Source organism: Aliiglaciecola aliphaticivorans (assembly GCF_054782055.1).
In genome coordinates this window covers 1-25511 of sequence record NZ_BAAGTF010000015.1, presented here as the reverse complement: position 1 = coordinate 25511, position 25511 = coordinate 1, and the positions used below count along the sequence as shown (strand labels likewise).

The 25511-nt window shown below is 42.7% G+C and carries 28 protein-coding genes; 13 read left to right on the top strand and 15 right to left on the bottom strand.

All coding sequences use genetic code 11. The features are described from left to right. Window positions 1–7: 7 nt before the first annotated feature. A complete protein-coding gene (prmB, locus tag ACYVIL_RS08375; protein ID WP_460312172.1) occupies window positions 8–949 on the bottom strand; it encodes a 50S ribosomal protein L3 N(5)-glutamine methyltransferase in 942 nt (313 codons plus the stop codon). A 97-nt stretch (window positions 950–1046) separates the two neighbouring features. Here prmB and smrB point away from each other — a divergent pair, with 97 nt between their 5' ends. Continuing rightward, the gene (gene smrB / locus ACYVIL_RS08370) at window positions 1047–1649 is read left to right on the top strand and encodes an endonuclease SmrB (protein WP_303476490.1); all 603 of its coding nucleotides are present in this window, start codon (window positions 1047–1049) and stop codon (window positions 1647–1649) included. A gap of 45 nt (window positions 1650–1694) precedes the next feature. On the opposite strand, the gene ACYVIL_RS08365 is transcribed toward smrB, so the two are convergent. Further along, window positions 1695–1817: a hypothetical protein gene (locus tag ACYVIL_RS08365; RefSeq protein WP_372545493.1), complete on the bottom strand. Its 123-nt coding sequence runs from the start codon at window positions 1815–1817 to the stop codon at window positions 1695–1697. Between the two features lie 278 nt (window positions 1818–2095). Here ACYVIL_RS08365 and ACYVIL_RS08360 point away from each other — a divergent pair, with 278 nt between their 5' ends. Then, on the top strand, window positions 2096–2824 hold the full coding sequence (locus tag ACYVIL_RS08360; RefSeq protein WP_303476493.1) for an NAD(P)-binding domain-containing protein: 729 nt from the start codon (window positions 2096–2098) through the stop codon (window positions 2822–2824). A 19-nt stretch (window positions 2825–2843) separates the two neighbouring features. Here the strand turns inward: ACYVIL_RS08360 and ACYVIL_RS08355 are convergent, their stop codons facing one another. The 3 genes from ACYVIL_RS08355 to ACYVIL_RS08345 form a co-directional block, all read right to left on the bottom strand. Beyond that, entirely contained in the window at window positions 2844–3485 is a 642-nt protein-coding gene (locus ACYVIL_RS08355; RefSeq protein WP_460312171.1) for a transglycosylase SLT domain-containing protein, read from the bottom strand. Between the two features lie 107 nt (window positions 3486–3592). Continuing rightward, entirely contained in the window at window positions 3593–5197 is a 1605-nt protein-coding gene (gene gshA, locus ACYVIL_RS08350) for a glutamate--cysteine ligase (RefSeq protein ID WP_460312170.1), read from the bottom strand. Between the two features lie 132 nt (window positions 5198–5329). Then, window positions 5330–8194 carry an insulinase family protein gene (locus ACYVIL_RS08345; protein WP_460312169.1) on the bottom strand — a complete coding sequence of 955 codons (2865 nt, stop codon included), beginning with the start codon at window positions 8192–8194 and terminating at the stop codon, window positions 5330–5332. Between the two features lie 86 nt (window positions 8195–8280). Here ACYVIL_RS08345 and ACYVIL_RS08340 point away from each other — a divergent pair, with 86 nt between their 5' ends. The 4 genes from ACYVIL_RS08340 to ACYVIL_RS08325 are packed head-to-tail and all read left to right on the top strand — an operon-like array spanning window position 8281 to window position 10882. Beyond that, window positions 8281–8865, top strand: coding sequence for an Hpt domain-containing protein (locus tag ACYVIL_RS08340; RefSeq protein WP_460312168.1), 585 nt, complete (start codon window positions 8281–8283; stop codon window positions 8863–8865). A 21-nt stretch (window positions 8866–8886) separates the two neighbouring features. Beyond that, window positions 8887–9588 carry a TIGR01621 family pseudouridine synthase gene (locus ACYVIL_RS08335; protein ID WP_460312167.1) on the top strand — a complete coding sequence of 234 codons (702 nt, stop codon included), beginning with the start codon at window positions 8887–8889 and terminating at the stop codon, window positions 9586–9588. Next, entirely contained in the window at window positions 9585–9956 is a 372-nt protein-coding gene (locus ACYVIL_RS08330; RefSeq protein WP_368411654.1) for a VanZ family protein, read from the top strand. Before ACYVIL_RS08335 ends, ACYVIL_RS08330 begins: the two co-directional genes overlap by 4 nt. Further along, window positions 9953–10882, top strand: coding sequence for a ketopantoate reductase family protein (locus ACYVIL_RS08325; protein ID WP_460312166.1), 930 nt, complete (start codon window positions 9953–9955; stop codon window positions 10880–10882). Before ACYVIL_RS08330 ends, ACYVIL_RS08325 begins: the two co-directional genes overlap by 4 nt. A 27-nt stretch (window positions 10883–10909) precedes the next feature. Here ACYVIL_RS08325 and lysS read toward each other — a convergent pair whose 3' ends face one another. The 6 genes from lysS to ACYVIL_RS08295 all read right to left on the bottom strand — a co-directional run bounded on the left by lysS (window position 10910) and on the right by ACYVIL_RS08295 (window position 18572). Further along, a complete protein-coding gene (lysS, locus tag ACYVIL_RS08320; protein ID WP_460312165.1) occupies window positions 10910–12454 on the bottom strand; it encodes a lysine--tRNA ligase in 1545 nt (514 codons plus the stop codon). Between the two features lie 44 nt (window positions 12455–12498). Further along, window positions 12499–13597, bottom strand: a protein-coding gene (prfB, locus tag ACYVIL_RS08315) for a peptide chain release factor 2 (RefSeq protein ID WP_303476504.1) whose coding sequence is annotated in 2 segments (ribosomal slippage) — window positions 12499–13521 and window positions 13523–13597 — 1098 coding nt in all. Because the reading frame shifts where the segments join, the coding sequence is not laid out codon by codon here. A gap of 125 nt (window positions 13598–13722) precedes the next feature. After that, the gene (locus ACYVIL_RS08310; protein WP_303476505.1) at window positions 13723–14295 is read right to left on the bottom strand and encodes an NADPH-dependent FMN reductase; all 573 of its coding nucleotides are present in this window, start codon (window positions 14293–14295) and stop codon (window positions 13723–13725) included. Between the two features lie 24 nt (window positions 14296–14319). Next, window positions 14320–16056 carry an arginine--tRNA ligase gene (argS, locus tag ACYVIL_RS08305; RefSeq protein ID WP_460312164.1) on the bottom strand — a complete coding sequence of 579 codons (1737 nt, stop codon included), beginning with the start codon at window positions 16054–16056 and terminating at the stop codon, window positions 14320–14322. A 25-nt stretch (window positions 16057–16081) separates the two neighbouring features. Continuing rightward, window positions 16082–17668 (bottom strand): peptide chain release factor 3, encoded by a 1587-nt coding sequence (gene prfC / locus ACYVIL_RS08300; RefSeq protein ID WP_460312163.1) that lies wholly within the window; start codon window positions 17666–17668, stop codon window positions 16082–16084. Window positions 17669–17924: 256 nt separating this feature from the next. Beyond that, a complete protein-coding gene (locus ACYVIL_RS08295) occupies window positions 17925–18572 on the bottom strand; it encodes a LexA family protein (protein ID WP_015066602.1) in 648 nt (215 codons plus the stop codon). A gap of 123 nt (window positions 18573–18695) precedes the next feature. On the opposite strand from ACYVIL_RS08295, the gene ACYVIL_RS08290 reads away from it, so the two are divergent. From ACYVIL_RS08290 to eexR, 7 genes are read left to right on the top strand one after another with little or no spacing between them, the layout of a single operon-like run. After that, window positions 18696–18941, top strand: coding sequence for a helix-turn-helix domain-containing protein (locus tag ACYVIL_RS08290; RefSeq protein ID WP_435786256.1), 246 nt, complete (start codon window positions 18696–18698; stop codon window positions 18939–18941). A gap of 55 nt (window positions 18942–18996) precedes the next feature. After that, a complete protein-coding gene (locus ACYVIL_RS08285; protein WP_191867311.1) occupies window positions 18997–19866 on the top strand; it encodes a hypothetical protein in 870 nt (289 codons plus the stop codon). Beyond that, window positions 19853–20515 carry a DUF6475 domain-containing protein gene (locus ACYVIL_RS08280; protein ID WP_001158521.1) on the top strand — a complete coding sequence of 221 codons (663 nt, stop codon included), beginning with the start codon at window positions 19853–19855 and terminating at the stop codon, window positions 20513–20515. Before ACYVIL_RS08285 ends, ACYVIL_RS08280 begins: the two co-directional genes overlap by 14 nt. Then, the gene (locus ACYVIL_RS08275) at window positions 20502–21050 is read left to right on the top strand and encodes a lytic transglycosylase domain-containing protein (protein ID WP_000848909.1); all 549 of its coding nucleotides are present in this window, start codon (window positions 20502–20504) and stop codon (window positions 21048–21050) included. The genes ACYVIL_RS08280 and ACYVIL_RS08275 overlap by 14 nt, the downstream gene beginning before the upstream one ends. Next, a complete protein-coding gene (locus ACYVIL_RS08270) occupies window positions 21047–21346 on the top strand; it encodes a flagellar transcriptional regulator FlhD (RefSeq protein WP_000210563.1) in 300 nt (99 codons plus the stop codon). Before ACYVIL_RS08275 ends, ACYVIL_RS08270 begins: the two co-directional genes overlap by 4 nt. Beyond that, a complete protein-coding gene (locus ACYVIL_RS08265) occupies window positions 21343–21876 on the top strand; it encodes a FlhC family transcriptional regulator (protein WP_000566753.1) in 534 nt (177 codons plus the stop codon). Before ACYVIL_RS08270 ends, ACYVIL_RS08265 begins: the two co-directional genes overlap by 4 nt. A gap of 54 nt (window positions 21877–21930) precedes the next feature. Further along, complete coding sequence (gene eexR, locus ACYVIL_RS08260) at window positions 21931–22362, top strand: entry exclusion protein EexR (protein WP_040132805.1); 432 nt, start codon at window positions 21931–21933, stop codon at window positions 22360–22362. 105 nt (window positions 22363–22467) lie between these two features. Here the strand turns inward: eexR and merA are convergent, their stop codons facing one another. Genes merA through ACYVIL_RS08240 form a run of 4 tightly spaced genes read right to left on the bottom strand, consistent with a single transcriptional unit; the run spans window position 22468 to window position 25284 of the window. Then, window positions 22468–24141, bottom strand: a complete 1674-nt coding sequence (gene merA / locus ACYVIL_RS08255; RefSeq protein WP_191867310.1) for a mercury(II) reductase — start codon at window positions 24139–24141, stop codon at window positions 22468–22470. A gap of 37 nt (window positions 24142–24178) precedes the next feature. Further along, window positions 24179–24592: an organomercurial transporter MerC gene (merC, locus tag ACYVIL_RS08250; protein ID WP_154622165.1), complete on the bottom strand. Its 414-nt coding sequence runs from the start codon at window positions 24590–24592 to the stop codon at window positions 24179–24181. Window positions 24593–24601: 9 nt separating this feature from the next. Beyond that, complete coding sequence (merP, locus tag ACYVIL_RS08245) at window positions 24602–24877, bottom strand: mercury resistance system periplasmic binding protein MerP (protein WP_028867975.1); 276 nt, start codon at window positions 24875–24877, stop codon at window positions 24602–24604. A 59-nt stretch (window positions 24878–24936) separates the two neighbouring features. Continuing rightward, entirely contained in the window at window positions 24937–25284 is a 348-nt protein-coding gene (locus tag ACYVIL_RS08240) for a mercuric transporter MerT family protein (protein ID WP_028867974.1), read from the bottom strand. Between the last annotated feature and the right edge of the window lie 227 nt (window positions 25285–25511).

The following is a 25511-nucleotide window of genomic DNA, read 5'->3' as shown; positions in this document are numbered from 1 at the left end:
CCTAAGGTTAACTATGTGTAGCCCAATATGCTTTAAGCGTCGCTTGATTAATTGCAAACACACCACTTCCGCCGTGTTCAAATTCGACCCATTCAATCTCTAAATCTGGATATTTATAATCCATGTGCACTTCACTATTTCCCACTTCTACAAACAACCAGCCATCTGGATTTAAGTGCTCTACAGCTTGGCGCAGAATGTGATCAACCAAGTCTAGTCCATCTTCACCCGCGGCCAAGCCGAGTTCAGGCTCATGCTGAAATTCATCGGGTAAGTCAGCCATATCTTCAGCATCCACGTATGGTGGGTTCGACACAATTAAATCGTATTTATGCCCTTGCAATGCACTCATTAAATCTGACTTGATGGGAAATACCTGCTCACTCATAGCATGCTCTTGAATATTGATATCAGCTACTTGTAGGGCATCATCACTGATATCAACGGCATCTATTTGAGCTTCTGCAAACTCATACGCCAAGGCAATAGCAATACAAGCACTACCTGTGCATAAATCGAGAATATGCTGTGGTTCTGTTTTTAACCAAGACGAAAAATGTTGGTTAATCAATTCTGCAAAAGGAGAGCGAGGTACTAGCACACGCTCATCCACATAAAAAGGCAATCCGCAAAACCAAGCTTGATTGGTCAAATAAGCTACAGGCACTTTTTCAGTGATGCGCCTTTTTACCAAGGCCAAAATTTGGCTTTTCTCGGCTGTGGTTAACCTTGACTGTAACAACATTCGGCTATCATCTTCAGGCATATTTTGCGGTAAATGTAGTACTTGCAGAGCAAGTGTTAACGCTTCGCTCCAAGCGTTATCCGTGCCATGTCCAAAATATAAATCAGCTTGATTAAATTGGCTCATGGACCACCTCACCACATCCAAAATGGAAATGAGTTCAGTGGCGGTACTTTCCAAATCAATGGAGTCAATTGATGTCATATAAAATGGTCTTATTTAAGGTGTTTAGTGCCCGTCAGTATTTTGCTATGCTTCTGATAAAATTGCCTGTCAAATTACGCATAAACCATAACAAAATATGAAAAAGCAGCCTAACAATCCGTTTAAAAGGTTATCGATTGCGCCAGTTAACCCCCCAGAGCCAGACGACCATTCACTATTTCGAGGTGAATTTAAGGATGTTGCGCAAATTAAGCAGGACAAAATAACGCCTCCGCGGCCTTCCAGCAAGAAAATTTCGCATTTACAGCATAAAAAACAGCAAGAAAACCTCGAAACTAAACAAGCAGCCGCATCCTTCCATTTTTCAGATGGTTTTGAAGCCTATTTTTCTGAACAAGGCCCCCTTAAATATATTAAACCCGGAAAACCTAGTTATGAAGTCAAGCGACTCCGACGAGGTGAATACCCCCCAGATCTGATTTTGGATTTACATGGATTAACCAAAGAAAATGCTAAGCTAGAAATAGCAGCACTCATTGTTGCGGCTAAGAAACAGAATGCCCACTGCGTGTGCATTGTGCATGGTCTGGGTTCACTCGTGTTAAAAAACGCCGTACCCAATTGGTTGGTGCAACACCCTGATGTCGAAGGTTTTCACCAAGCCCCATTAGAATGGGGTGGTAAAGGCGCTCTACTGGTCTTAATTGAGCAACCAGAATCATTTACTGATTTTTTTTGATTCAATAAATCCCGATTGCTCAAAGGGTTTTCAACCTACCCGATTTTATAAGTCGTGACTAGTGTTGTGTAAAAACAAGTAAGTGTAATACGCGCAAATCCCCACAACTACTGACAAGCCTAGTAGAGAACCCCAAACCACCGGATCTTTTAATAATAATGCAAACATGTCGATTTCCTCATGTAGATATAAATTGATGAATTAGTTTATGGGGTAAGTATAAATTCGCGGCATAAAAGAGAACTGATCTGGATCAACAAATTGAACATATTTTAGGCTAGATTTTAAAACTGTCTGCAAAAGGTGACAGAGCAAAGTGTAAAACCGCCTTTAAAAATCATAACCATTTGATTTAATTAAATATTTAAATAATGGAATGAATTATGCGACACCTAAAGTTCCCATGCTTAACAGACATTTTTAAAGAACTAAATAGGTAATTTATCATGTATCACTCACATCAAAGTCAAGTAAGAACACGACCTATCTACAATTACAGACACCCAGCAACTTCGCTGAGTGCATCAGACGTCAGTTCTCAAAACGAGCGTATCAGTGTAATAGGTTTGGGTTTGATGGGGAGTTTACTCAGCGTTTCTTTTGCCAATAATGGGCATAAAGTGATTGCCGTAGATATGGACTCTCGTAAAGTAAATGGAATTAACCAAAACCACTCCCCCATTCAAGACGCAGAACTTGAAGAAGCAATAGTATCCGCTCGAAGTAAACGCAATTTGGTGGCAACTAGTGATTTGCATAATGCTATTTTACAAACAGAGGTAACCTTAGTTTGTATAGGCAAAGTAGATGCTCAGGAATCGACAGTGGCCAAAAATATAGAAACGGTTTGCCAACAAATTGGCGCGACCTTAGCAATCAAAGGTCACTACCATCTTATTGTTATCCACAGCGATTTAAAATCTACCTGTACAGAGAAACACCTAAAACCAATCTTAGAAAAATGGTCTAATAAGCGTTGTGGTAAAGATTTTGGCCTATGCTATTTACCACTTCATGTTGCTCACAAAAGCCAATATTCGACGGCAAAATTAAATGAGGGAATTTTACAAGGAACTCACGACAATAAAAGTGCCAATGCCGCCTCTAGGTTGTTCTCTACCCTGGATATCGGTTTAAAGAACGTGGGTGTCACCGCCAAACTACATTCAGATTGAGCAATGTGAGTAGCTACAATTAGTCAAATAACTTCCAGAACCAGCTTTTGTCTAATTCAGCTTCGCATTTTTTTAGTTGAGTAGCATAGCGCAGTGAACGGGCGTTAACCTTTTTCGCAACTTTAACTAACCAGGCTTTTTTGTTGTAGGTGCGCCTTTTATAACCACCCCAACCTTCGTGGTAATTAAGGTATTGGGCGTACGCATCCCATTTAGAAATGCCATTCACTTTATAAGTCTTTGAAATAAACCATCCCATAAAATCAATGGCATCATCGAAATCATCTCGATCCGCTCCGCTATTTTTAGTTTCTCTAATATAATCAGACCAAGTGGGCGTTTTTGCTTGAGAATACCCATAGGCACTGCTGATTCTCCCCCAAGGAATAAGTCCAAAAAACACATAATCTCTAGGAGGTAAGGCATCATGCCGAAAGGAACTTTCTTGATACATCATCGACATGGGGACATGTATTGGCACTCCCCACTTTTCATTCATGTCTTTAGCCGCGTCATACCAATGACTTTTTTCTTCGAAGATATTACAAATATTACTGATATTTTTGGGAGGAGTGGTGCTGCAGCCCACGAAAAATAGGGATAGTACTGAAACCAAGAAAGTTTTTACGAAAAAACTAGGATTTTTTATGAACTTTCTCATTACTACTGACTCTATACCTATGTGTGTTTAAGTTTTTGTGTGTTTTCCCTGGTAGTAGTTTAATGCCTGACCTTGAGTCAGGCATTTTTTTGCCTTAAATTCACTCGCTATTTGGCTAAATAATTACTTTGGGGGGCGGCAAAATAGTCTTTTAAAAACTCTTCAAAAGACAAGGTATCTTCCTGTTCCCGCTGTTTTTGTATTTCAATAGAGTCCTTAGCTTGTTGCTCAAAAGACGTTTTTGAATACACTTTATAATCCGCACTAAGTAAAGCATCACGATATTGTTGTGCTAGTTCAACCCCTAAAGCGCCATTGTCTTTGTTTTCAGAGATTAACTTTTCCAACAGTTGTGCAGAAGGTGTCAATGACGGATCTGCCACCTTTTGTTTTTGTTGCTCAAGGGCCTGAGAATAAAGCGAATTATCATTTGCCTCATCTAACACTGCAGCCACCTGTGCCATTTCCGCAAACAATGTCTCGGTCCATTGCGGAATAGATTTGGCTTCGAGTTCATCACTTAATTTCAGTTCTGGATCTCTACCATTCACCACAACAGCTTTAAGGTTAGATTCCGTTTCTGCGTATTGTTGCTGGGTCATAAAGTCGCTTGGAGCAATCAAACAATAGGTCAGGAACACATCCAGAAAATAAAACTGCTCCTTCGATATACCGATATCACTAAACGGATTGACATCAAGAGCTCTAACTTCAATGTAGTTAACCCCCCTTTTCGCCAATGCATCTGTGGGCTTTTCTAATGGTTCTGTGGGTTGTTTTGGGCGAATGGGCGAATACAGCTCATTTTCAATTTGCAGTACATTGCTGTTGAGTTGACGGTATTCTTCACCTTCTTTAACTTCAAACTCAGCGTACTTTTCCGACGGCGTATTGATGGCCTTACGCACCGATGAAATATAACTGTCCATCTGGTTATAGCAAATATTCAACCCCGCTTGTTCCGAGTTGGTATACCCTAAGTCACTCATTCTTAAAGAGGTTGCATAGGGTAAATACATTGTGCCTTTACCTAAGTGCTGAAACGGTAACTTAGTCTTTTTACCACGAATAAAAGAGCCGCAAATAGCCGGTGATGCACCAAATAAGTATGGGATTAACCAACAAAAGCGTCGATAATTTCTTATCATCGCAAAATAAGCATCTGAAATGCTGTGTTTGTCGGCCTTAGCGCCATCAATATTAGCTAACCATTGTTGCCAAAACTCTGTTGATAAGGAAAAGTTAAAATGCACACCAGCGATGGCTTGCATCATGCTGCCGTAACGATTTTTTAATCCCACTCGATAGAGGCTCTTCATTTTTGCAACGTTAGAACTGCCATAATCAGCAATGGGAATATTGTCTTCGCCATTAATAAAACAGGGCATACTCATTGGCCACAAACGTTCATCCCCAATGTTTTCGATAACATATTTATGCACGTCTCGAAGTTGTTCTATGGTTACATTGGGATCTGCCTCTGGTGGTGTAATAAATTCCAACAGCGACTCAGAAAAGTCTGTAGTAATAAAGTCATGGGTCAACGCCGCCCCTAATTTTTCATTATGCGGAGTTGTCGCCAGACCACCATCGGCATTGATTCTTAGAGTTTCGCGCTCTACACCGTGTTTAATTTGAGGCAAAGTAGCACGCACTTCTGGGCGTTGAAGGATCGCTAACCGATCAGTAAAAGACATTGAACTAGACGTCAAAATACATTCCTAATGAAAAATCGAATTTTAAAAGGTGGGGAAAAATATCTGGTTTTCAAGGGAAAATCACCAAATACCCCATGAATACCTATCCCCCTCCTATCTTAAGGTGAAAGTTAATAATAACAAATTTTATTTAGAAACATTTATTTCTACTACTTCACGGCCTAATTCAGTTAATTGCGGTTTAATCTTGTCTGCATCACCCACAACAATCACTTGCATACGCTTAATATCAAGTAATTCACGGGCTATATCATTTAGCTCTGACAAGGTTATATTCTCAATCACATCCGCTTGGATATCTCGATATTCTCTATCTAAATCATAAGTGAGTAAATGATTTAAAAAGTTAGCTTTGCTTGACGGCGTTTCATAACTCAACGCATCTGCTTGAGTATAAGCGCTGCGCATGGATAACAACTCACTTTGCGTCATCCCATTTTGACTAAAGCGTTGGATTTCGGTTAAAAACTCTTTGATACTGTCGCCGGTATTTTCCTGTTTAACATCAGCAGAAGCTTGAAAACGACCAAGGGTTTTACCGCCCACAAAGCGACTCGATGCCCCATAGGTGTAACCTTTATCTTCACGCAAATTAAGATTAATGCGACTATTAAACATCCCCCCTAACGGATAATTCATCAGCTTACTTTTAAATTGTTGTCCGCTTGCATCATAAGGTAATGCAAGTTCAACTACCCGTACCACAGATTGTGCTGCGCCTGGTTTATCCACTAAGTAGATTTTAGGCTCATGGTGCTCAGGAAATGGCTGGTATGGGGGGATTTGATAAGACGCCCCTTGCCAATCAATTAGAAACTGAATGTCTTTATTAATTTGCTTTTGATCGATATCACCCACTATCACTAAATTGGCCATGGCGGGTGAATAATACTGTTGATAAAACGCTTTAATATCTTCCAGTTCAATATTAGCTAACGTACTTAAATTGCCAGAGTCAGGTAGGCTTATTCGGTTGCTTTGGCCATACAACAAAGTATCTGTGGCGCGTGCAGCTAACACTGACGGATTTTTTAATTGTTGTTGTAGTTGCTGGGCTAGATTTTGCTTAATACGATTAAAATCTTCTGACAAAAATGCTGGTTTAAACAGTTTTGTTTTCAGCAGTTCTAAGGTTTTGTCCAAATTATGCACTAAAGAATTCACACGAATTTGGGTATACCGTCCTCCTGCACTGAAACTAATTTGACTGCCTAACAACGCTAGCTCATTGGCCATTTGTTCATTTGTCATAGATGTTGTTGATTCGTTCATCATTTCGGCTGTAAAACTAGCCAGACCCGCCTTTTCAATTGGATCAAGCAAAGGGCCACCTTCTAAACTCAACAATAAGGTGACTGTGGGCGTCTCATCCGTGCTATGTGTGAGCATTTCAATACCATTATCAAACTGGGTACGCTGATACTCTGGCACTTTTACTGTTGGGTTAGGTCCGGCTTTTGGCATGATAGACCGATCAAAATCATCAATAATCACAGGCGCTTCAACTTTGTGACCGACAGTGCTAGTGGTAATTTCCCGTTTTGGAAGTTCAAAATTCTGCGGCTTAGCAACCAGTTCGGTTTGTCCGGCAGGCACTATACTCAAAACGACTTTCGCTTTTCCCTTGATGTATTTGCGATAAACACGCATGACATCTTGTGCTGTTACATTGTTGTAGCGATTAAGATCGTATTGAACTAAGTCAGGTTGAGAGTCGAAGGTTTCATTTGCCGCTAATGTCGAAACTTTACCTGAAACACTTTGTAATCCGAAAATGGTTGATGATTCAATGCTCGCTTTCGTTCTAGCTAAATCGTCTTCGCTCACGCCACGGGTTTCGAACTCTAATAAAGATTCTTCGATACGTTGTTGTAAATCAGATAATTTCGTCGACTTAGCAGGGTTTGCTAAGGCGATAAGCTGAAACTCACAAGAAAGTTCTCGACACGGGTGAGAAACCATCGCTTGAACAGCATGGTTGTCTTTCACTAAATTTTTATAAAATAGCGAGGTTTTACCGCCGCCAAGTATATCTGAAAGCACATCCAAAGGCGCTTCGTCAGGATGCCTAACATACACGGTTGGATAGGTTAATTGGATAAGCGGCAAATAGACCTGATCTTCAATAGTGACATAACGATCCCTTTCTAATGATACTGCTCGTTTTTTCGGATCTTCAACGGCAGGCCCTTTGGGTATGCTGCCAAAGTACTTTTGAACCCAGACTAGGGTTTTGTTTTTATCTATGTCGCCACCAATGGTAAGCACCGCATTGTTAGGTCCATACCAACGCTTAAAAAACGCTTTTAAATCATCTACTGTTACCCGGTCTAAATCTTCTACGTAACCAATAGTAGACCAAGAATAAGGGTGCCCAACTGGATATAGAGATTCACCGTTGCGCTCACTTCGCAAACCATAGGGTTGATTGTCGTAACTTTGTCCCCGCTCATTTTTAACGGTTTCGCGCTGAATTTCGAATTTCTCTTGGGTCACAGTATCAAGTAAGAACCCCATACGATCTGATTCTAACCAAAGTACTTTTTCCAACTGATTAGCAGGAACAGTTTCATAATAATTGGTTCTATCACTGTTAGTAGAACCATTCATAGTACCCCCCGCTTCGGTAATGATCTTAAAGTGCTCATCATCTTCCACGTTTTTAGAGCCTTGGAACATCATATGTTCGAAAAAGTGCGCGAAACCAGATTTTCCGACCTCTTCTCTGGCTGATCCAACATGATAAGTAACATCTACGTGCACCAATGGATCTGAGTGATCTTCATGCAATACTACCGTCAAACCGTTATCCAACTGATACTTGCTGTAAGGAATGGACACATCACCATTGGCCTTATCAGAGTGTTGCTCAACGAGTGTAATGCCAGAGGGGAGATTATCGGTTACTACCTGTGGTTTAGAGTGGTTTTCGGTGGAACATCCGCTGAGAAGTAACGCTGCACTTCCCAAGATCAAAACGAGTCTCTTCACAATACTGCCTTTTATTAATATTCTATACGTGATTTTTTAAATAACTTTGTGTATTAAGTCTACCTTGATGGCACAAATAAAGTAATATGTTGTTAGAAATTGTGTCTGGTGAGTACGAAATGAATACAGAAGAACAAATTATTGATTTAGATTTTGCGGTTTCGCAGCTAAGTGGAAATCAATCATTACTGATTAAGTTACTATCAAAATTTAATGCCCAATATGAAAACTTAGAACATGAGCTAAAGGATTTAAAACAATCACAGGACTTCAAAGCTTATAAAGAAGTGATCCACACAGTTAAAGGTGTATCTGGCAATTTAGGGCTTAATGCTTTGCATCTGTCTTCTAAAAATTTAGAAAGTTCGGTGATCAATCAAGCCGATATTGTTGAGCCTGAAGCAAACTTTCTGACATCTCTTAATCAAACCATAGCTAAAATTAATAGCCTGACCGACGAAAGCTCTGAAGCTGATTCTGTCACAGCGCCTAAAAGCAGCCGCGACCTATTAATTGAGATGTTGAAAAATAATGAATTCATCACGCAAGATAAACTCAATTCGTTACTTGATGACTGCGCTATAACCGAAACAGATAAACAAGAATTGCTCAACGCCATTGACGATTTAGATTATGCTGAAGCCCTTAATGTTATCAATAGAAGCAGTTAGTTTATTGGTGGCAGCGTTGCGATGAAGCCTATCCCCATTGTGTTTGAAAATAGCGATTTTGTTGTTATAAATAAACCTGAAGGTGTAGCCGTTCAAAATGAACAGTCCCAATCAGGAATCTTGCCGCGAATTCAAACACAATTACAACTAGATAAGCTTTGGTTAGTTCACCGTTTAGATAAAGTCACCTCTGGTTTGCTGATACTAGCTAAAAATGCGGAGGCGGCAAGTCGATTAAGTCAATATTTTGCTGCGCGTAAAATTCAAAAATATTATCTTGCTATCAGCGACAAAAAGCCAAAGAAAAAACAGGGTGCAGTCATCGGTGATATGCATAAAGTACGGGATGGTAAGTGGGCACTCAAAACCTCACGTCATCAGCCTGCAATAGGACAATTTTTTAGTGCCGGATTAGGCGATGGACAACGTCTTTTTGTTATCAAACCCCACACTGGCAAAACCCACCAAATTAGAGTGATGTTAAAAAGTCTTAGTAGTCCAATTGTGGGCGATAGCAGCTATAGTGGTACTCCATCTGACCGCACCTACCTGCACGCATACGGATTAACATTTGAAGATTGTGGGCAACAAATTCAGATTAGTTGCCTGCCTGACTCTGGTCAACATTTTACATTCTCAACCGCTAATCCAAAAGTAGCTAGCTTACTTTCACCTTGGGAATTAGATTGGCCACAATTGCACATCCAAAAGTCGACTAAATGATACATACCTACATTCGGCACCCGTGGGGCTTAGTTTTCGCCTTAATTATTTTTCTCATATTTTCTGTCGCTGCTGTGATCCCAGTAGAATACATCCCCCTTGACACTCGGTATGACAAGATACAACACGCGAGTATTTTTTTACTATTAACCTGCTCAATCACTGCAAGTTTACGGTTTAATCAGTGGCTTATTGGGTGTTTACTAAGCATATTTGCGGTGGCAAGCGAATGTATTCAAAACTTGCTCTCCTATAGAAGTGGTAGCTGGGAAGATCTTTATGCTGATTTTATCGGTATCTTCGTTGCTTGCCTGCTTATTGAATTGGTAGTTCGTGTGTATCGAGTTTTACGGAAATTATTGGCATGATGACGATTTTAGGCAATGGTGCAATCGGCAACCTATTGGCATTGCAATGTCACAAATTGCACCTTGATTATTGCATCCTTGCCCGCTCACAGGCCCCTACAGAACTACTCTGTCGTGCTATTGAGCAGACGACCCAATCTCACCATTCCCAGCCGTCATTTAGCACAGCAACTGCATTGCACCCCGTTTATCATCAAGAAACTGACTCAATAGATGATGGCCTGTTTATTTTACCTTTGAAGGCCTATCAAATCATTCCCGCTATTGAACAATATAAAGCGAAACTTAGCCCTGAGGTTCCAGTGGCTTTATTGCACAATGGAATGGTGGATCAGCAACATATACTGCAGCTTTTACCCAGCAACCCTATTATTGTTGCCACCACTAGTTATGGTGGGTTTAAACCCCAGCCAAATAAATTAAATATAACAGGTATCGGGGCAACGCAAGCGGGATGGCTGCGAAACAGCATAGATAACCCCTACTTCCAAAGTATATTTGAGAAGCTGTTACCTCCTTGTACTTGGCATTCCGATATTTCACTAATATTGTGGCGAAAGTTAGCGGTAAATGCGGTGATAAACCCGCTCACCGCAATTTATAATATTCCTAACGGAGCCTTAGCACAGCCACAATATCACAACACCATCATGGCAATTAACGCTGAAATTTGCACTCTTATGAATCGCTTAGAAATGCCCGTTACTGAACAACAATTATTGAGCAATTGCATGTCAATCATTGACAAAACCGCGGCTAATTATTCGTCCATGCACCAAGACGTGCTGCATAACCGCAAAACCGAAATTGAAAATATTAATGGATATGTGGTGAGTCAGGGGAAGATTTTATCAATACCAACCCCGATAAATAGTCATTTACTTGAGCAGGTAAGAAAAATAGAGACTTATTCCGGTAAAAAATAAATCTCTATTTAAATCAAATGTGGCGAATTATTCCTGCGAGCCCTGTGGTCTCATATGTGGGAATAAAATGACATCTTTAATAGTTGGACTATCAGTGAATAACATCACTAAGCGATCAATACCAATGCCTTCACCAGCGGTAGGAGGAAGACCATACTCAAGTGCAGTAATGTAGTCTTCATCAAAGTGCATGGCTTCATCATCTCCAGCATCTTTTTCTTCTACTTGCTTTTTAAAGCGTGCAGCTTGATCTTCTGAATCATTTAATTCCGAGAAACCATTGGCTAATTCACGTCCTCCAACAAAAAACTCAAATCTGTCGGTAACAAAATGGTTTTCATCGTTACGACGAGCCAGAGGCGAAACTTCCCAGGGATAAGCAGTGATAAATGTAGGCTGGATTAATTTCTCTTCCGCTGTTGCTTCAAAGATTTCACACAGGTATTTACCCGCTCCCCAAATACCATCGACTTCAGGCTCTTTAATTTTCAGTTGTTTCGCCATGGCTTTTAATTCATCCAAATGATTTTCTGGATCTTTAATTGCCGCTTCGTTGGCTTCAGGCCAATATTTTAGTACCGCGTCGTTCATGGTTAAACGTTCGAAAGGTTGGCCAAAGTCATATTCAACCTCACTGATAACATTGCCTTCAATGTCTTTTTCAGTGCTTTTAATAATAGTGCTACCCAATACATCTTGAGCTAACGTACGCAACATGTCTTCGGTCAAATCCATTAAATCATGATAATCAGCATAGGCCTGATAGAACTCAAGCATCGTAAATTCAGGATTGTGACGTGTGGATAAACCTTCATTTCGGAAGTTTCTGTTAATTTCAAATACACGTTCAAAACCACCCACCACAAGACGCTTCAAATAGAGCTCTGGGGCGATACGCAAATACATATCAATGTCTAAGGCGTTATGATGAGTCACAAAAGGTTTAGCTGTGGCACCGCCAGGAATAACTTGAAGCATAGGTGTCTCAACTTCCATGTAATTTCTGTCGGTTAAGAATTTACGAATGCCTGTCACAATTTTACTGCGGATCATAAAGGTATCACGGGTTTGTGTATTGGTGATCAAATCCACATAACGCTGACGATATTTAGTTTCTTGATCAGCCAGACCATGAAACTTTTCTGGTAGCGGTCGCAAAGACTTTGTCAGTAATTGATATTCATCCATGTTGACATACAAATCGCCTTTACCTGATTTATGCAATACACCCTTAACGCCAATAATGTCACCAATATCCAAGCTGCCGTATCTCGCTTTAATATCTTTTTGGGTATCTTTTGCTGCGTAAGATTGAATACGCCCAGTCATGTCTTGTAGCAATAAAAATGGACCACGTTTAGCAAGTATACGCCCAGCGATACTAACCACTTTGCCTAGTTCAGCAAGGGCTTCTTTTTCGTGATCGGAAAATTCGTCTTGTAGATCTTGGCTATAAAACTCACGTCTAAATGAATTTGGAAAACCATTCGAGTTACACTCGCTACGAATTTGCTCTAACTTGCTGCGGCGTTCCGCAATTAATTTATTTTCATCTTGCTGAATGTCAGTCATCGACTTTCCTGAAAGTGTTTAAATCTGTAAAAAGACTCTATTTGTTAAAGGCCAGACTTTAAGCTGGCCTGAATGAATTTATCTAAATCGCCATCTAAAACGGCTTGGGTATTTCTGGTTTCAACACCCGTTCGTAAATCTTTAATCCGCGAATCGTCTAACACATAAGAACGGATTTGACTGCCCCAACCTATATCGGACTTACTGTCTTCCATGGCTTGCTTTTCGTCGTTCTGCTTTTGCATTTCGTATTCGTGAAGTTTCGCTTTTAACTGTTTAAAAGCCTGATCTTTATTTTTGTGTTGTGAACGGTCGTTTTGACATTGCACAACAATATTTGTTGGTAAATGGGTAATCCGCACCGCTGAATCAGTACGGTTGACGTGCTGCCCACCAGCACCTGATGCACGATATGTATCGATACGCAAATCAGCAGGATTAATATCAATTTCGATATCATCATTAATTTCAGGATACACAAAGGCTGAAGCAAATGACGTATGACGACGGTTACCTGAGTCAAAAGGCGACTTTCTGACCAGACGATGTACTCCTGTTTCAGTGCGCAGCCAACCAAATGCATATTCACCGGAAAATCGAATAGTGGCACTTTTGATCCCAGCGACATCGCCATCAGAGACTTCAATTAATTCTGGTTTGAAGCCATGAGCTTCTCCCCAGCGCAAGTACATGCGCAAAATCATATTCGCCCAATCTTGAGCTTCGGTGCCGCCCGAACCCGATTGGATATCAAGATAACAATCATTAATATCGTTAGGGCCTGAAAACATGCGACGAAACTCAAGCAACTCTAATTGCTCAACAAGCTGATCAAGTTCAGCTTGGGCTTCATCAAAGGTTTCTTCATCTTCAGCTTCAACGGCTAATTCAAGCAGGCCTTCAACATCTTCTGTACCCTGATCAAGTTTTTCAATAGTTTCAACAACTTGCTCTAAGGCTACCTTCTCTTTACCTAAAGCTTGAGCACGGGCTGGCTCGTTCCAAACCTCAGGACTTTCTAACTCGCGACTAACTTCTTCTAATCGTTCTTTTTTAAGATCGAAGTCAAAGATACCCCCGAAGCAAAGCAGTACGTTCTCTAACGTCTGCTAGCAAATTTTGTATAGGATTGATTTCAAACATAAATCTTATTTGCGTATTTTAAATTAGGGCGAGGATTCTACCGGATTTAGCGGCGTTTGGACAGATGTTGAGAAGGATTAAGACGGTATAAATTATACCGTCAATGTGAATTCAAATATTTATAATTAGTGATTAAGTTTGCGGCAGGTTTCCACCAAGGTTTTACCAATATTTTTCAACGCCTTTTCTGTGGCTTCATCCGTAATGTTGCCATTGTCATCAAATTTAGAAAAAGCATCACTTATGGCTATTTGCCCTGGTAAAACCATAGTGCCTAGATTTTCCATTAGCATGCGTAAGGTAACCAACACACGCATCCCGCCCAATCCTCCCGGAGATGCCGCCATAATACCAGCCACCTTTCCTCGATAAGCTTGCAATGGTGTTTCCCCTTCAATTTTACGTGACGCCCAATCTATGGCGTTTTTAAACAGCGCGCTGTAAGAACTGTTGTACTCGGGTGAAGATATTAAAAACCCATCACTATTGATTAAAAGCGCTTTGAATTTTTGAGCATTGGGATCCATGCCTCTTTCAGCTTCCAAATCTTCTGTAAAAAAAGGCAGGTTAAAATCTTCTAAATTCACTATGGTCACTTGAGCACCTTCTTCTTCAGCTCCCTTAGCAGCTACAGCAACCACCTTTTTGTTCACTGAATCACGACGACCACTGCCGCTAAACGCCACTATTTTAACCATTTCAAATTCCCCTGCTTTTATCTGTTACATTTTTTCTAAGGTGCTGATACCAAGCAATTCTAACCCTGATTTAATGGTCTTAGCCGTTAAAGCAGAGAGTGCGATTCGACTGTTTTTTTGTTCTTCAGTTACGCCTTCTTTGAATATTGGACAAGCTTCGTAAAATGTCATAAAGCTGCTGGCTAAATCATACAAGTAACTACACAGAACATGAGGCGTCGCTTCATTAACAAGTAAGTTTAACGCTTCAACGTATTGCAATAGCTTCACCGCCAAACTGCGTTCCTGAGGACTTTGCAGATCAATATTAGCAACAAACTTGCTTGTGTCGTCGGCCCCATCGTTGAATATTTTATTCGCTCGGGTGTAAGCATATTGAATATAAGGCGCAGTATTGCCTTCAAAACTTAGCATTGAGTCCCAGTTGAAAATATAATCAGTGGTTCTATTTTTACTTAAATCTGCGTATTTAACTGCGCTAATGCCAATTTTTTCAGCAATTTCTTGCTGTTCTTGAGCACTAAAATCAGATTTTCTGGCAGCCATTAATTTTTCAGCCCGTTCAACCGCTTCATCTAACAAATCAGCTAACTTCACGGTGCTACCACTGCGTGTTTTAAAGGGTTTGCCGTCTTGCCCTAACATCATTCCAAATGGACAGTGCTCATATGTTTGTTGAGGGCCAATGAACCCCGCTTTACGCGCTACAATTTCAGTTTGTTTAAAGTGCAACGCCTGGCGAGCATCAGTAAATATTAAGGTTCTGTCAGCACCCAACGTTTGACAACGATAGCGAATTGCGGCCTGATCTGTGGTTGAATATAAATAGCCCCCACCAGATTTTTGAATGATATATACCGCAGGATCTCCCTCTTTATTGGCCAATTCTTGGATGAATACAACTAGCGCACCTTGATCTTCTACTGCAATACCTTTTTCAATAAGTTCATCAACGGTTGGCTTCAAATCATCGTTATAGGCACTCTCTCCCATAATGTCTTTGCGGGTAAGGGAGACATTTAGCTTATTGTAGACTTCTTCACTGTGCTTAATTGAGATATCAATAAAATCTTTCCACAATGATAAACAATGGGCATCACCACCTTGCAGTTTCACAACATACTGTCGAGCACGATCAGCAAACCCTTGCTCTTCGTCAAACCTAACTTTAGCTTCACGATAAAAGTCTTCCAAATCAGATAGCGCAGTTTCAGCTACCTGGTTAGACGCTATTTTGTCACTTAGATGCGCTAACAACATGCCAAACTGAGTCCCCCAGTCGCCCATGTGATTCTGACGAATAACATTATGGCCCATAAACTCAAGGGCTTTGACAACGGCATCACCGATAATAGTGCTGCGTAGATGCCCTACATGCATTTCTTTGGCGAGATTAGGAGAAGAATAGTCAACCACAACGGTTTTCGCTTCTTGCTTCTCCACACCTAAACGCTCATCAGTAAAAGCACTTTGCAATTGCGTGGCCAACCAGTTGGGGTTTAGGTGAATATTGATAAACCCTGGGCCGGCAATTTCCAGCTTTTCGGCGACATCATCTAATTTTACCGCCTCAACAATTTTCGAGGCGATATCTCTGGGCTTTTGCTTTAATATTTTTGCTAACGCCATCGCACCATTAAACTGGTATTCCCCAAATTCTGGACGGGTACTTTTGGCTAGTGGTGCTGGAGAGTTCTCAGGCGCACCTATTGCAACTAATGCTGCTTTAAAACGGTCTAGTAAGACAGTATGTAAATTCATAATTTAAACTTAGTTTCTTTAAAAATTAGTGTTCACGAGTAGTATGGAACTCTATATCAGGATAACGCTCTTGAGATAAATTTAAATTTACCATGGTAGGCGCAATGTAGGTTAGGTTATCACCGCCATCGAGGGCTAAATTAACCTCAGCCTTGCGTCTAAATTCATCCAGTTTTTTATCATCTTTGCTGTAGACCCAACGTGCAGTGCTAACATTCACATGCTCATACAACGCATCCACATTATATTCGGCTTTTAAACGAGCCACGACCACATCAAACTGCAAAACACCCACCGCGCCCACAATCAAATCATTATTGACCAACGGTCTGAACACTTGCACAGCACCTTCTTCAGATAATTGAATCAAACCTTTTTGCAGTTGTTTCTGTTTCAATGGATCGCGCAATCGAATGCGTTTAAATAACTCTGGCGCAAAATTAGGAATACCTGCAAAGCGGAATTTGTCTCCCCAGGTGAAAGTATCGCCGATTTGAATCGAACCGTGATTGTGTAACCCGATTATATCGCCGGCGTAGGCTTCTTCTAATAAAGCCCGATCTCCAGCTAAAAATGTGAGGGCGTCAGATATACGCACATCTTTGCCGATCCGAGTTTGGTGCATTTTCATGCCTTTTTCGTATTTACCAGACACGATTCGGCAAAATGCAATACGGTCTCGATGTTTAGGATCCATATTGGCTTGAATTTTAAACACAAATCCACTGAATTTATTTTGCTCAGAGGTTACAAGTCCATTATTAGACTCCCTGCCCTGGGGTTTGGGTGCCCATTCCACTAAGCCATCTAACATATGATCAACACCAAAGTTCCCCAGTGCTGTACCAAAATAAACGGGGGTCAGTTCACCATCTAAAAACTCTTGCATATCAAATTCATGTGAAGCACCTTTGACTAGCTCTAGCATTTCACGGATTTCTTCTGCATAACTACCAATGGCTTCGTCTAACATCGGATTATCGATGCCCTTTATAATTTTTTCTTCTTGAATGGTGTGTCCCATACCGGTTTGATACAGAATGGTTTCATCTCTGAGTAAATGGTAAACACCTTTAAATTCTTTGCCCATGCCGATGGGCCAAGTAATAGGTGCGCATTTTATTTTCATTACATCTTCGATTTCATCTAATAAGTCGATGGGATCACGAGTATCTCTATCTAACTTGTTGACGAAAGTCAGAATGGGGGTGTCACGTAATCGAGTGACTTCCATCAGCTTAATGGTTCGTGCTTCAACCCCTTTTGCGGCATCAATCACCATCAAGCAAGAATCCACAGCGGTCAATGTCCGATAAGTATCTTCAGAGAAATCTTCGTGCCCTGGTGTATCAAGTAGATTTACTAGGTGATCTTTATAGGGGAACTGCATCACGGAAGTGGTCACGGAAATACCGCGCTCCTTTTCCATCTCCATCCAATCAGACTTAGCGTGCTGACCTGACTTTTTACCTTTTACCGTTCCGGCTTTTTGTAGCGCATTCCCAAACAAAAGCACTTTTTCAGTGATCGTTGTTTTACCCGCATCCGGGTGAGAGATGATAGCAAAGGTCCTTCGCTTATTGATTTCATTGAGAAAATCTTGGTTTGCCATGTATAAATTCTTTTAGTTTGTACACGGATTTGTACACACTTTTGGAAGTACTCTCTTTTCAGTTCTTCGCTTGTCAAATCCGTCGTGTTAATCGTAATTGGTCGCTATTTTCGCTGATCTTGACTTTATAAACAATCAATGGTTATCTAATCGGTTACCATTTACTCTCAGCGTGCGCCAATGCTCAGTTGTAGCTGTTTGCAATCGTTGCTTCTTCAGCTCATGAACAACTGTGGCTAAACCACAAATTCCTTCGCTACCAAAAATCGATGATAGCTTGTTTAACAACGCCAATAATTGAGCAATTGCCGTTGATCGGTATTGCTGGATATTGTGGATTGAGAGGCTTCAAATATTTTTGCTCACCATCCAAGACTAATTGTTTAAAGGTTGCTTCTCTTGAATCATCAAGCCGCGCTACAACCAATGAACCAGATGAGTAAGGAGCATCAGGATCTACAACTATAACAGCACCTTCTGGTATTGATTTTTTGCCGCTTGGATTTTCCATACTGTCGCCTTTTACGCGAAGCGCGAAACAACCTTCATGTGCTTTCCCAGTGACTTCACGCCACTCCTCTGCATCTTCAAAGGCAAATCCCTCCGCTATTTCAGTCCAATCCCCAGCCTGAACCCAATTAATAAGAGGAATACTCCCTTTAATGTCAGGCCCTACTTCTACATTACCGACCCCCAAGCCAATCTCGCCATCACCTGTGGCGAGCCAATGAGCATTCACGCGAAGCGCCTCCGCGATCTGCATGGTGTAACGAGACCTAGCCGATTTACCAGAGCAAATCTGGCTGATCGACTGCTGTTTGATACCAATGCGACGAGCCAACTCAGACTGAGTCACCCCAGTAAGCTGCAAGGCATGGTTTAGTCGTTCGGATAAAGTTTTCATAAGCCCGTATTCTACAAATAAAACTGTAGCCTTTCAACAATTTTAACTGTTGACTTACCTACAGTTTAAACTGTAACATTCAATCTTGTAACAGTTATTATTGTAACAGGAGACGGTATGGAAGTGTTCAACACGACACAAAAACATCTCCGCCGTGCCATTGACTTGGTCGGCGGGCAATCAGCATTAGCACGAGCCATCAACTCAAAACAGCAAAACGTCTGGTTTTGGTTGAATAAATCAGGGCGTGTTCCCGCTGAATTCGTTTTACCCATCGAACAAGCTACGCAAGGACAGGTAACCCGATCTCAGTTAAGACCGGACATCTACCCCGAATGCCCAAGCGAGCTGAAAGCCAGTAACCAGTAGGATTAAGGGCAAGTAATGGTCAGCATTTTACGTAAACACAAAAGCGAGTACCTCCATGCGTGATTATGGCAAGGTCTATACCCGCTTTTGGCTAAAGCAAAATGTTTTATCCTGGAGTGACTCAGCGAAGTTGCTAGGACTGTATTTGCTTACATGCCCGCATTGTAATTTGCTTGGCTGCTTTCGACTGCCGATTGGTTACGTTGCTTCTGACTTGAACTGGGATGAGCAACAGGTTGCCAAGGCTCTAAATGAGTTAGAACAAGATCAGTTCCTGATTCGTTGCGAGGGATCTGGTTGGACTTTGATTCGAAGCTTTCTGAAGCACAACCCAATCGAAAACCCAAACCAAGGTAAGGCAGCCTTTCGGTTGCTTAAAGATGTACCTGCCGACTTCGTTGGTATGGCATCGCTTTTGAAATCTCTCGCCGCTTTTCAAGCTCGGCTTCCAGAAGAATTTTCATCATTGTTTATGCCTGATGGCAACCCGGTAAGGGACTCTCAACGGTCGGATGACTCTGAGAGAAGCAATAAGCCAACAGTTAAAACTGTTAACCAGATACAGTTCGAAGACTTCTGGGATGTACAAATACGCAAAGAAAAAAAAGCGAAAGCCAAAGAAGAATGGCTGCGCATGGGCCTCAATGAAGATCATGAACTCGCCTTGGAAGTCCTAACACGCTGGAAAGAGCAACGAGACAACCGATTGCAGTATCAAGATCGGACTAAGACCCCTATGCCACATAACTGGCTTTTAAACCGGCAATGGGAAGACGAGTACGTTCGCATTGATGAAGTACAGCAATCATCGACGAGCCTAAAGGGCAGCAATCACCAATTGAATATTGAAGAAAGCAATCGTCGCATCGCTGAAAGCTGGGCCGGACCAGGTATTCGGGAGGTTCGTTCAAGTGCAGGAGGTTGATAAACGCGAGTTTGCTGAAGTTTGGGGAGCCGCTTGGGCCATGTATGGCAAAAGCGTATCACCGCAATTGCTATCCATCGCATTTGAAGCCCTTCGTGCTTATAGCATTGAAGAAGTGCGAATCGGTCTGACTCGGCATATTCAATCACCGGATACTGGGCAATTTTTTCCAAAGCCCGCTGACGTCATCAAGCATATCGATGGCAACTCGGGTTCAAGAGCCATGGTTGCTTGGAACAAAGTTGACAAGGCTGTTCGTCAGGTTGGCGCTTGGACATCCGTGATGTTTGACGATGCACTTATCCACCGCGTGATTTCAGACATGGGGGGATGGGTTGAACTCTGCAAAGTTGATGACAGGGAATACCCCTTTAAGCAAAAAGAGTTTTTAACACGCTACCAGGCTTACTTGCTGCGGGACGAAGTGGGTGAATACCCAAGGCTATTACAGGGTATTGCAGACCATCAGAACCAGCAAAAAGGATTTGATATGCAAGCGCCTGTTGCCGTGGGTGACTGGTCAAAAGCGGCACAAGTTTACACGAGAGGCATCGCCAATTTTAGCGCAGTGCCTTTGAAAAGAATAAGCCCGAAAGCCATTCAGGCGCTTCTCGGAAATCAATTAGAGGACAAAAATGAAAACGATTAAAGCAAAAACCGTTGCCCTAGTGATAGCCATGTCCGCAAGCACTTCAGTCTATGCGTTTCCGGGCTATCAGTGGGAAAAAGCAGCACAAAGTGTTGGTATTGATCCAGTCATGCTCTACGCCGTTGCCTTGGCTGAGTCAGCCTCACATCGAGGTCTTAACATGACCAGTCCATGGCCATACGCAATTCGCAATGGTTCAAACGCAACCTACGCCAAATCTAAGACAGAAGCGGAGCAACTGTTAAACCAGGCACTTCAAGAGAGTGAAAAATACCAGCTCGATATTGGCCTTATGCAAATCAATTTGCATTGGCATGGGCATCGAGTGAGCTCAGCAGCTGAACTGCTAGACCCCATCACCAACCTTACTGTCGGCTCCAGTATTTTGGCCGAAGCAATCAAGTCTTCACCAAACGATTTAGAGCTTGGCATAGGCCGCTATCACAGTTGGAACGAAGAGCGTGCACGCTGGTATGGGCAAAGAGTGCTTTCTATCTATCGCAATATTTTACATGAACTGGAGGTCCGTCAATGACAACCAATCAACAAGACTTCTATCAATTAAATTTGGCGTACCTACACGCAGCACGTGAATTAGCGCGAATTGATCCGCAAGAGGCGGTCTTGCGCTTTGGACTTACACGCGACGTGGTGGATGCACTGATTAATGCCGGTGTTGACGACCTGCAACGAGTGGCGACCTCATCATTCATGCTGTTTCAACCAAGGGGTAACCAAAGCCAACTGATTGAGATGGTGAAGAGCAAAGGCACAGGTATCCCAAGAATCGCTTATTTATTATCAACCCTAAACAACAAGGGGGATGCATGATTGATAACCTGTCCAAAAGTGAGCTGTTTACCCGAGCCTCGCTGCTTATTAAGTACGGATTTCGAACGACCATTATCGCCCTCGATACAGGTTTGCCAATCCACATTATCAGAAGACTGCACAAAGAAGTGACTGGCAAGTCACCTTGTCCTGGTCAATTGCCAGAATCTGATGCCATCGTTAAAAGCAGAAGAGCCCTAGTTGAAGGCTCCCTGCTGATGGCGCTTTATGTCAATATTGGTGGTGATAATGTCTACAAGCAATTAAATATCGATGCTTTGATGAAGGCTTACGATGCGTACTTGGTTGCAAGAGAAGAGGCAGACCTTCCAGCTGAGATCCCCTGGAAAAAACTGACCATCAATGAAGGTTGGGTTCTAGCTCGTGATTTAAGATCACAGCTTGCATCCTTACACCGGTGTCGATGCGGTAGTCTGTATTTGACGGTATCTCAACAGCGCATTCAGCTTAAATGTCCTGTGTGCGAGATTATGGCCGAGCAAACCACTAGAGCACTTTTTGAGAACTAACATGCTGATGCATGATTTGATTGTGCACCGCCCGTGCACTTTGAGAGTACTAAGATGATAAAATTACTTAAATCTTTACCAGCACGCTGCTGGTTTATATCACTGGGGCTTTTTCTGGCGACTTTGGCTGCGGCTCATTTTTTTCCCTCAGAAATATTAACGGCATCTGCCAAGTTAGCGGCTTTGCCATTTCTGATTTGCACCGTCGTTTTTTTCAGCTACTTGGGATTCAAAGCGACCTGTAATCCCATCGGACTTATAGCCATCATCACTATGCTTGTAGCAATCGCATATTGGCAAGCGAGTTGGACAATTTTATGTGTCGGTTTAGCCTTCTTAGGCTTAAGCGGACTAATCCATTTATTTCAAAGACAACTGAAAGATACCGGTCGAGAACTAAGCCTGAGCGAAAAAAAATATTGGTACTGGGTAAACGAATTTGCAGATGGTCGCTCATCTATCCTCCCTAAAAAAACAAGGTCATAGTAAATTGACTGCTTTTTTACTTATACTCAAAAAATTGATTGGCACTTTCGTACTACGAATGAAAAATGCCATTTCCATCAATGAATACGGATCAACTCAAGTTCGTTACCCAGCACAACAGGACAGTTCTTTGACATCCTTGTTAAAGGTTTGGGCGCAGAGCTTCAAACCCTCCACCATAGTCAGGTAAGGGAAAAGCTGGTCGGCTAATTCCGTCACCGTCATACGGTTGCGGATCGCCAGCGCCGCACTCTGGATCAGTTCTCCACCTTCATGCGCCAGAATCTGCGCCCCGATCAGGCGGCCAGTGGCTTTTTCCGTCACCAATTTGATAAAACCATCGGTCTCGAAATTCGCCAGTGCGCGCGGCACGTTCTCCATCTCCAATACACGACTGTCGGTTTCAATGTCTTGTGCGTTGGCTTGCTCTTCCGTGAGCCCAACAGTTGCCACCTGGGGATCGGTAAAAATCACTGCTGGCATGGTGGATAGATCCAGTTTGGCGTATCCGCCCGTCATGTTGATGCCGGAACGGCTACCGGCGGCCGCGGCGACATAGACGAATTGCGGCATGTTGCAGCAGTCTCCGGCGGCGTAAATACCGGGAACATTCGTTTCCATGCGTTCATTAACAACGATTTCGCCCTTTTTGTTGGTCGTAATACCCACCGCGCCCAGATTGAGTTGGCAAGTATTGGCGTGTCGCCCGGTGCTTACCAGCAAACGATCGCAGCGTAGATCGCCCGCGTTAGTTTCCAATGTAAATTGGCTTCCATCGTGGGTCACCTTGGTAGCTTGCGTACTGTTTAATACTCGAATGCCTTCTTTTTCAAAACATCCGGTGAGTTTTTCACCGAGCAAGGGATCTTCCCGATAAAGCAATGTATGTCTTGCTAATATGGTGACTTCACTGCCTAAACGGCGATAAGCCTGGGCAATTTCCAGCGCTACAACCGACGAACCAATCACGACCAGGTGCTGCGGCAATTCCTGAGCAAACAGCGCTTCGGTAGAGGTCCAATAAGGTGTTTCAGTTAAACCATCAATAGGAGGAATGGTTGGCGTGGAGCCGGTAGCGATCAGGATTTTATCGGCGTGAACTGCCTGCTCGGTTCCATCATTTTTTCTGACTATCAGGGTGTTGGCATTTTTAAATTGCGCCCAACCTTTAAGTAAACTAAGCGCAGGATTTGTCTCCAGAATATTCTGGTACTTTGCCGCGCGCAGCTCTTCGACCCGAGCGGTCTGCTGCTGAGTCAACAAGGCTCGACTCAATTGGGGCGCATGATTTTCCAGTCCGGTAAAGGGATTATTGCGTTGCTGCTGAGCCAATTGAGCGGCGCGGATTAGAATTTTTGAGGGTACGCAGCCGACATTCACGCAACAGCCGCCAATCACATCGGCTCCCTCAATAAGAGTGACCTTGGCACCACCTTCAGCGGCTTTAATAGCGCAGGCAAAAGCGCCGGAACCCGTACCGATAATCGCCACGTGTTGAGTTTGGTTGCTTTCAGTGTTGCTTGCATTTTCGTTGTCACAGCAGTCGTTCGGTGAAGTAATTTCTTTTGCAGTGCCAGTGGATTCTTTTGCGATATAACCGAGAGCTTCTATTGCTCCAATGAGAACGGTTACGCTGACCCCACCGTTCGTGGTGATCGTTGCTCTGGCGTTTTCATAAGATATTTCAACCTTATTAACGCCTTCGATCGCATCGAGTGCTTCTTTAACGTGGGCGACGCAACTTGGACAGGTCATCCCTTCTATCGATAGTAAGATCATTCGTTTTCCTCAAATAGTAGTCAGGCATTGCGTCGTGTTAAACAGCACAGCTGTCATCATCACAGCGTTTATTCGCCGGTGAAAAAATATCCCAAAGCGATACGGCAACCATCAGGCCTAATGCTGAATAGGTGACATAGCTGCTCCAGCCGTACTGGAAAAACGGATAGAGCGATAACAGCAATAAAATGGGGCCGGCCACACCCAGCGCACTACGGTGCCATTGCCGGTGGCTGAACCAGCCAAGTCCGTTGAGTACCAAGGCAATCCAGGCAAACAGGGGTAATAGCGTGCTAACAAACAGACCTTCCCATTGGCTGAGAAAACCCAGTCCTACCGCAGCGCCCAGACTGGCAATGGCCGGGAAACACATGGCGCATCCCATAGCAGAAACCAGCGCGCCCAATGAGCTAATCTTATCGCCGAACCGGGTCAGTAACCGTATTAGCATTTCTATGCTTTACTCCTTGAGCGTTGACGGATAACCCGCGTTAGTGGTGGCTTCGGTCAGTGCTTTTACCGTGGTTTTTTCGTCGTCGAAGGTGACCACCGCCAGTTTGGTCTTAAAGGTCACTTCGGCTTTACTGACGCCATCGACTTTTTGTAAGGCTTTTTCCACGGTAAAGGGACAGGTCACACAGTTCATGGTTGGGACTTCCAAAGTAACTGTTTTCGGGGCAGCTAAAGCGTTCAGGCTGGTCAGTACGAACAGGGACATTAGGGCGAGTGTTTTCATAATTTTCTCCAAGAGCAAGCCATAAAGATTTAATCAAAATAAAAGGTTAGAAATCGTCATCAGGCGAACCAGACAATCCAATAATTACTGGTGACTAAAACCAACGCAGTCAGTGCCGTTAACCAAAAGATCACCTGCCGACGTTTTCGCACTTGAGGAACTGCACAGGCGGTGCCTGGCTCACAGTCCTCGACGGGGCGATAGACCTTCCAGCCTGCGAAGCCAAATAAGGCTAAAACCAGCAGGATAAAAATGGGACGATAAGGTTCTAACAAGGTTAAATTACCAATCCAGGAGCCACTCACGCCTAGCAGCAACAAGACGAAAGGACCAGCGCAGCAAAGACCAGCGCCAATAGCGGCAATAACACCGCCGATGATTGGAAAGTTGGGATTACTTTTTGACATAACTCACTCTACTTATCGTACTTTAGTAAAACAAGCTTAAACCCCGTACCCAACTACGGAGTCAAGATAAAATTTGACTCATTATTAATCTTCAGGAAGTAGGGGTTCTAGGGATTTTCCCCTCTAAAGTAACATAAATCGCCACAACCCTCGCAGTTAATGGCTTGTGGAGCTGGGTTACCTTTCATTTTAGACTTCATTTTCAACAATAGGCCTAGTTATTTCCT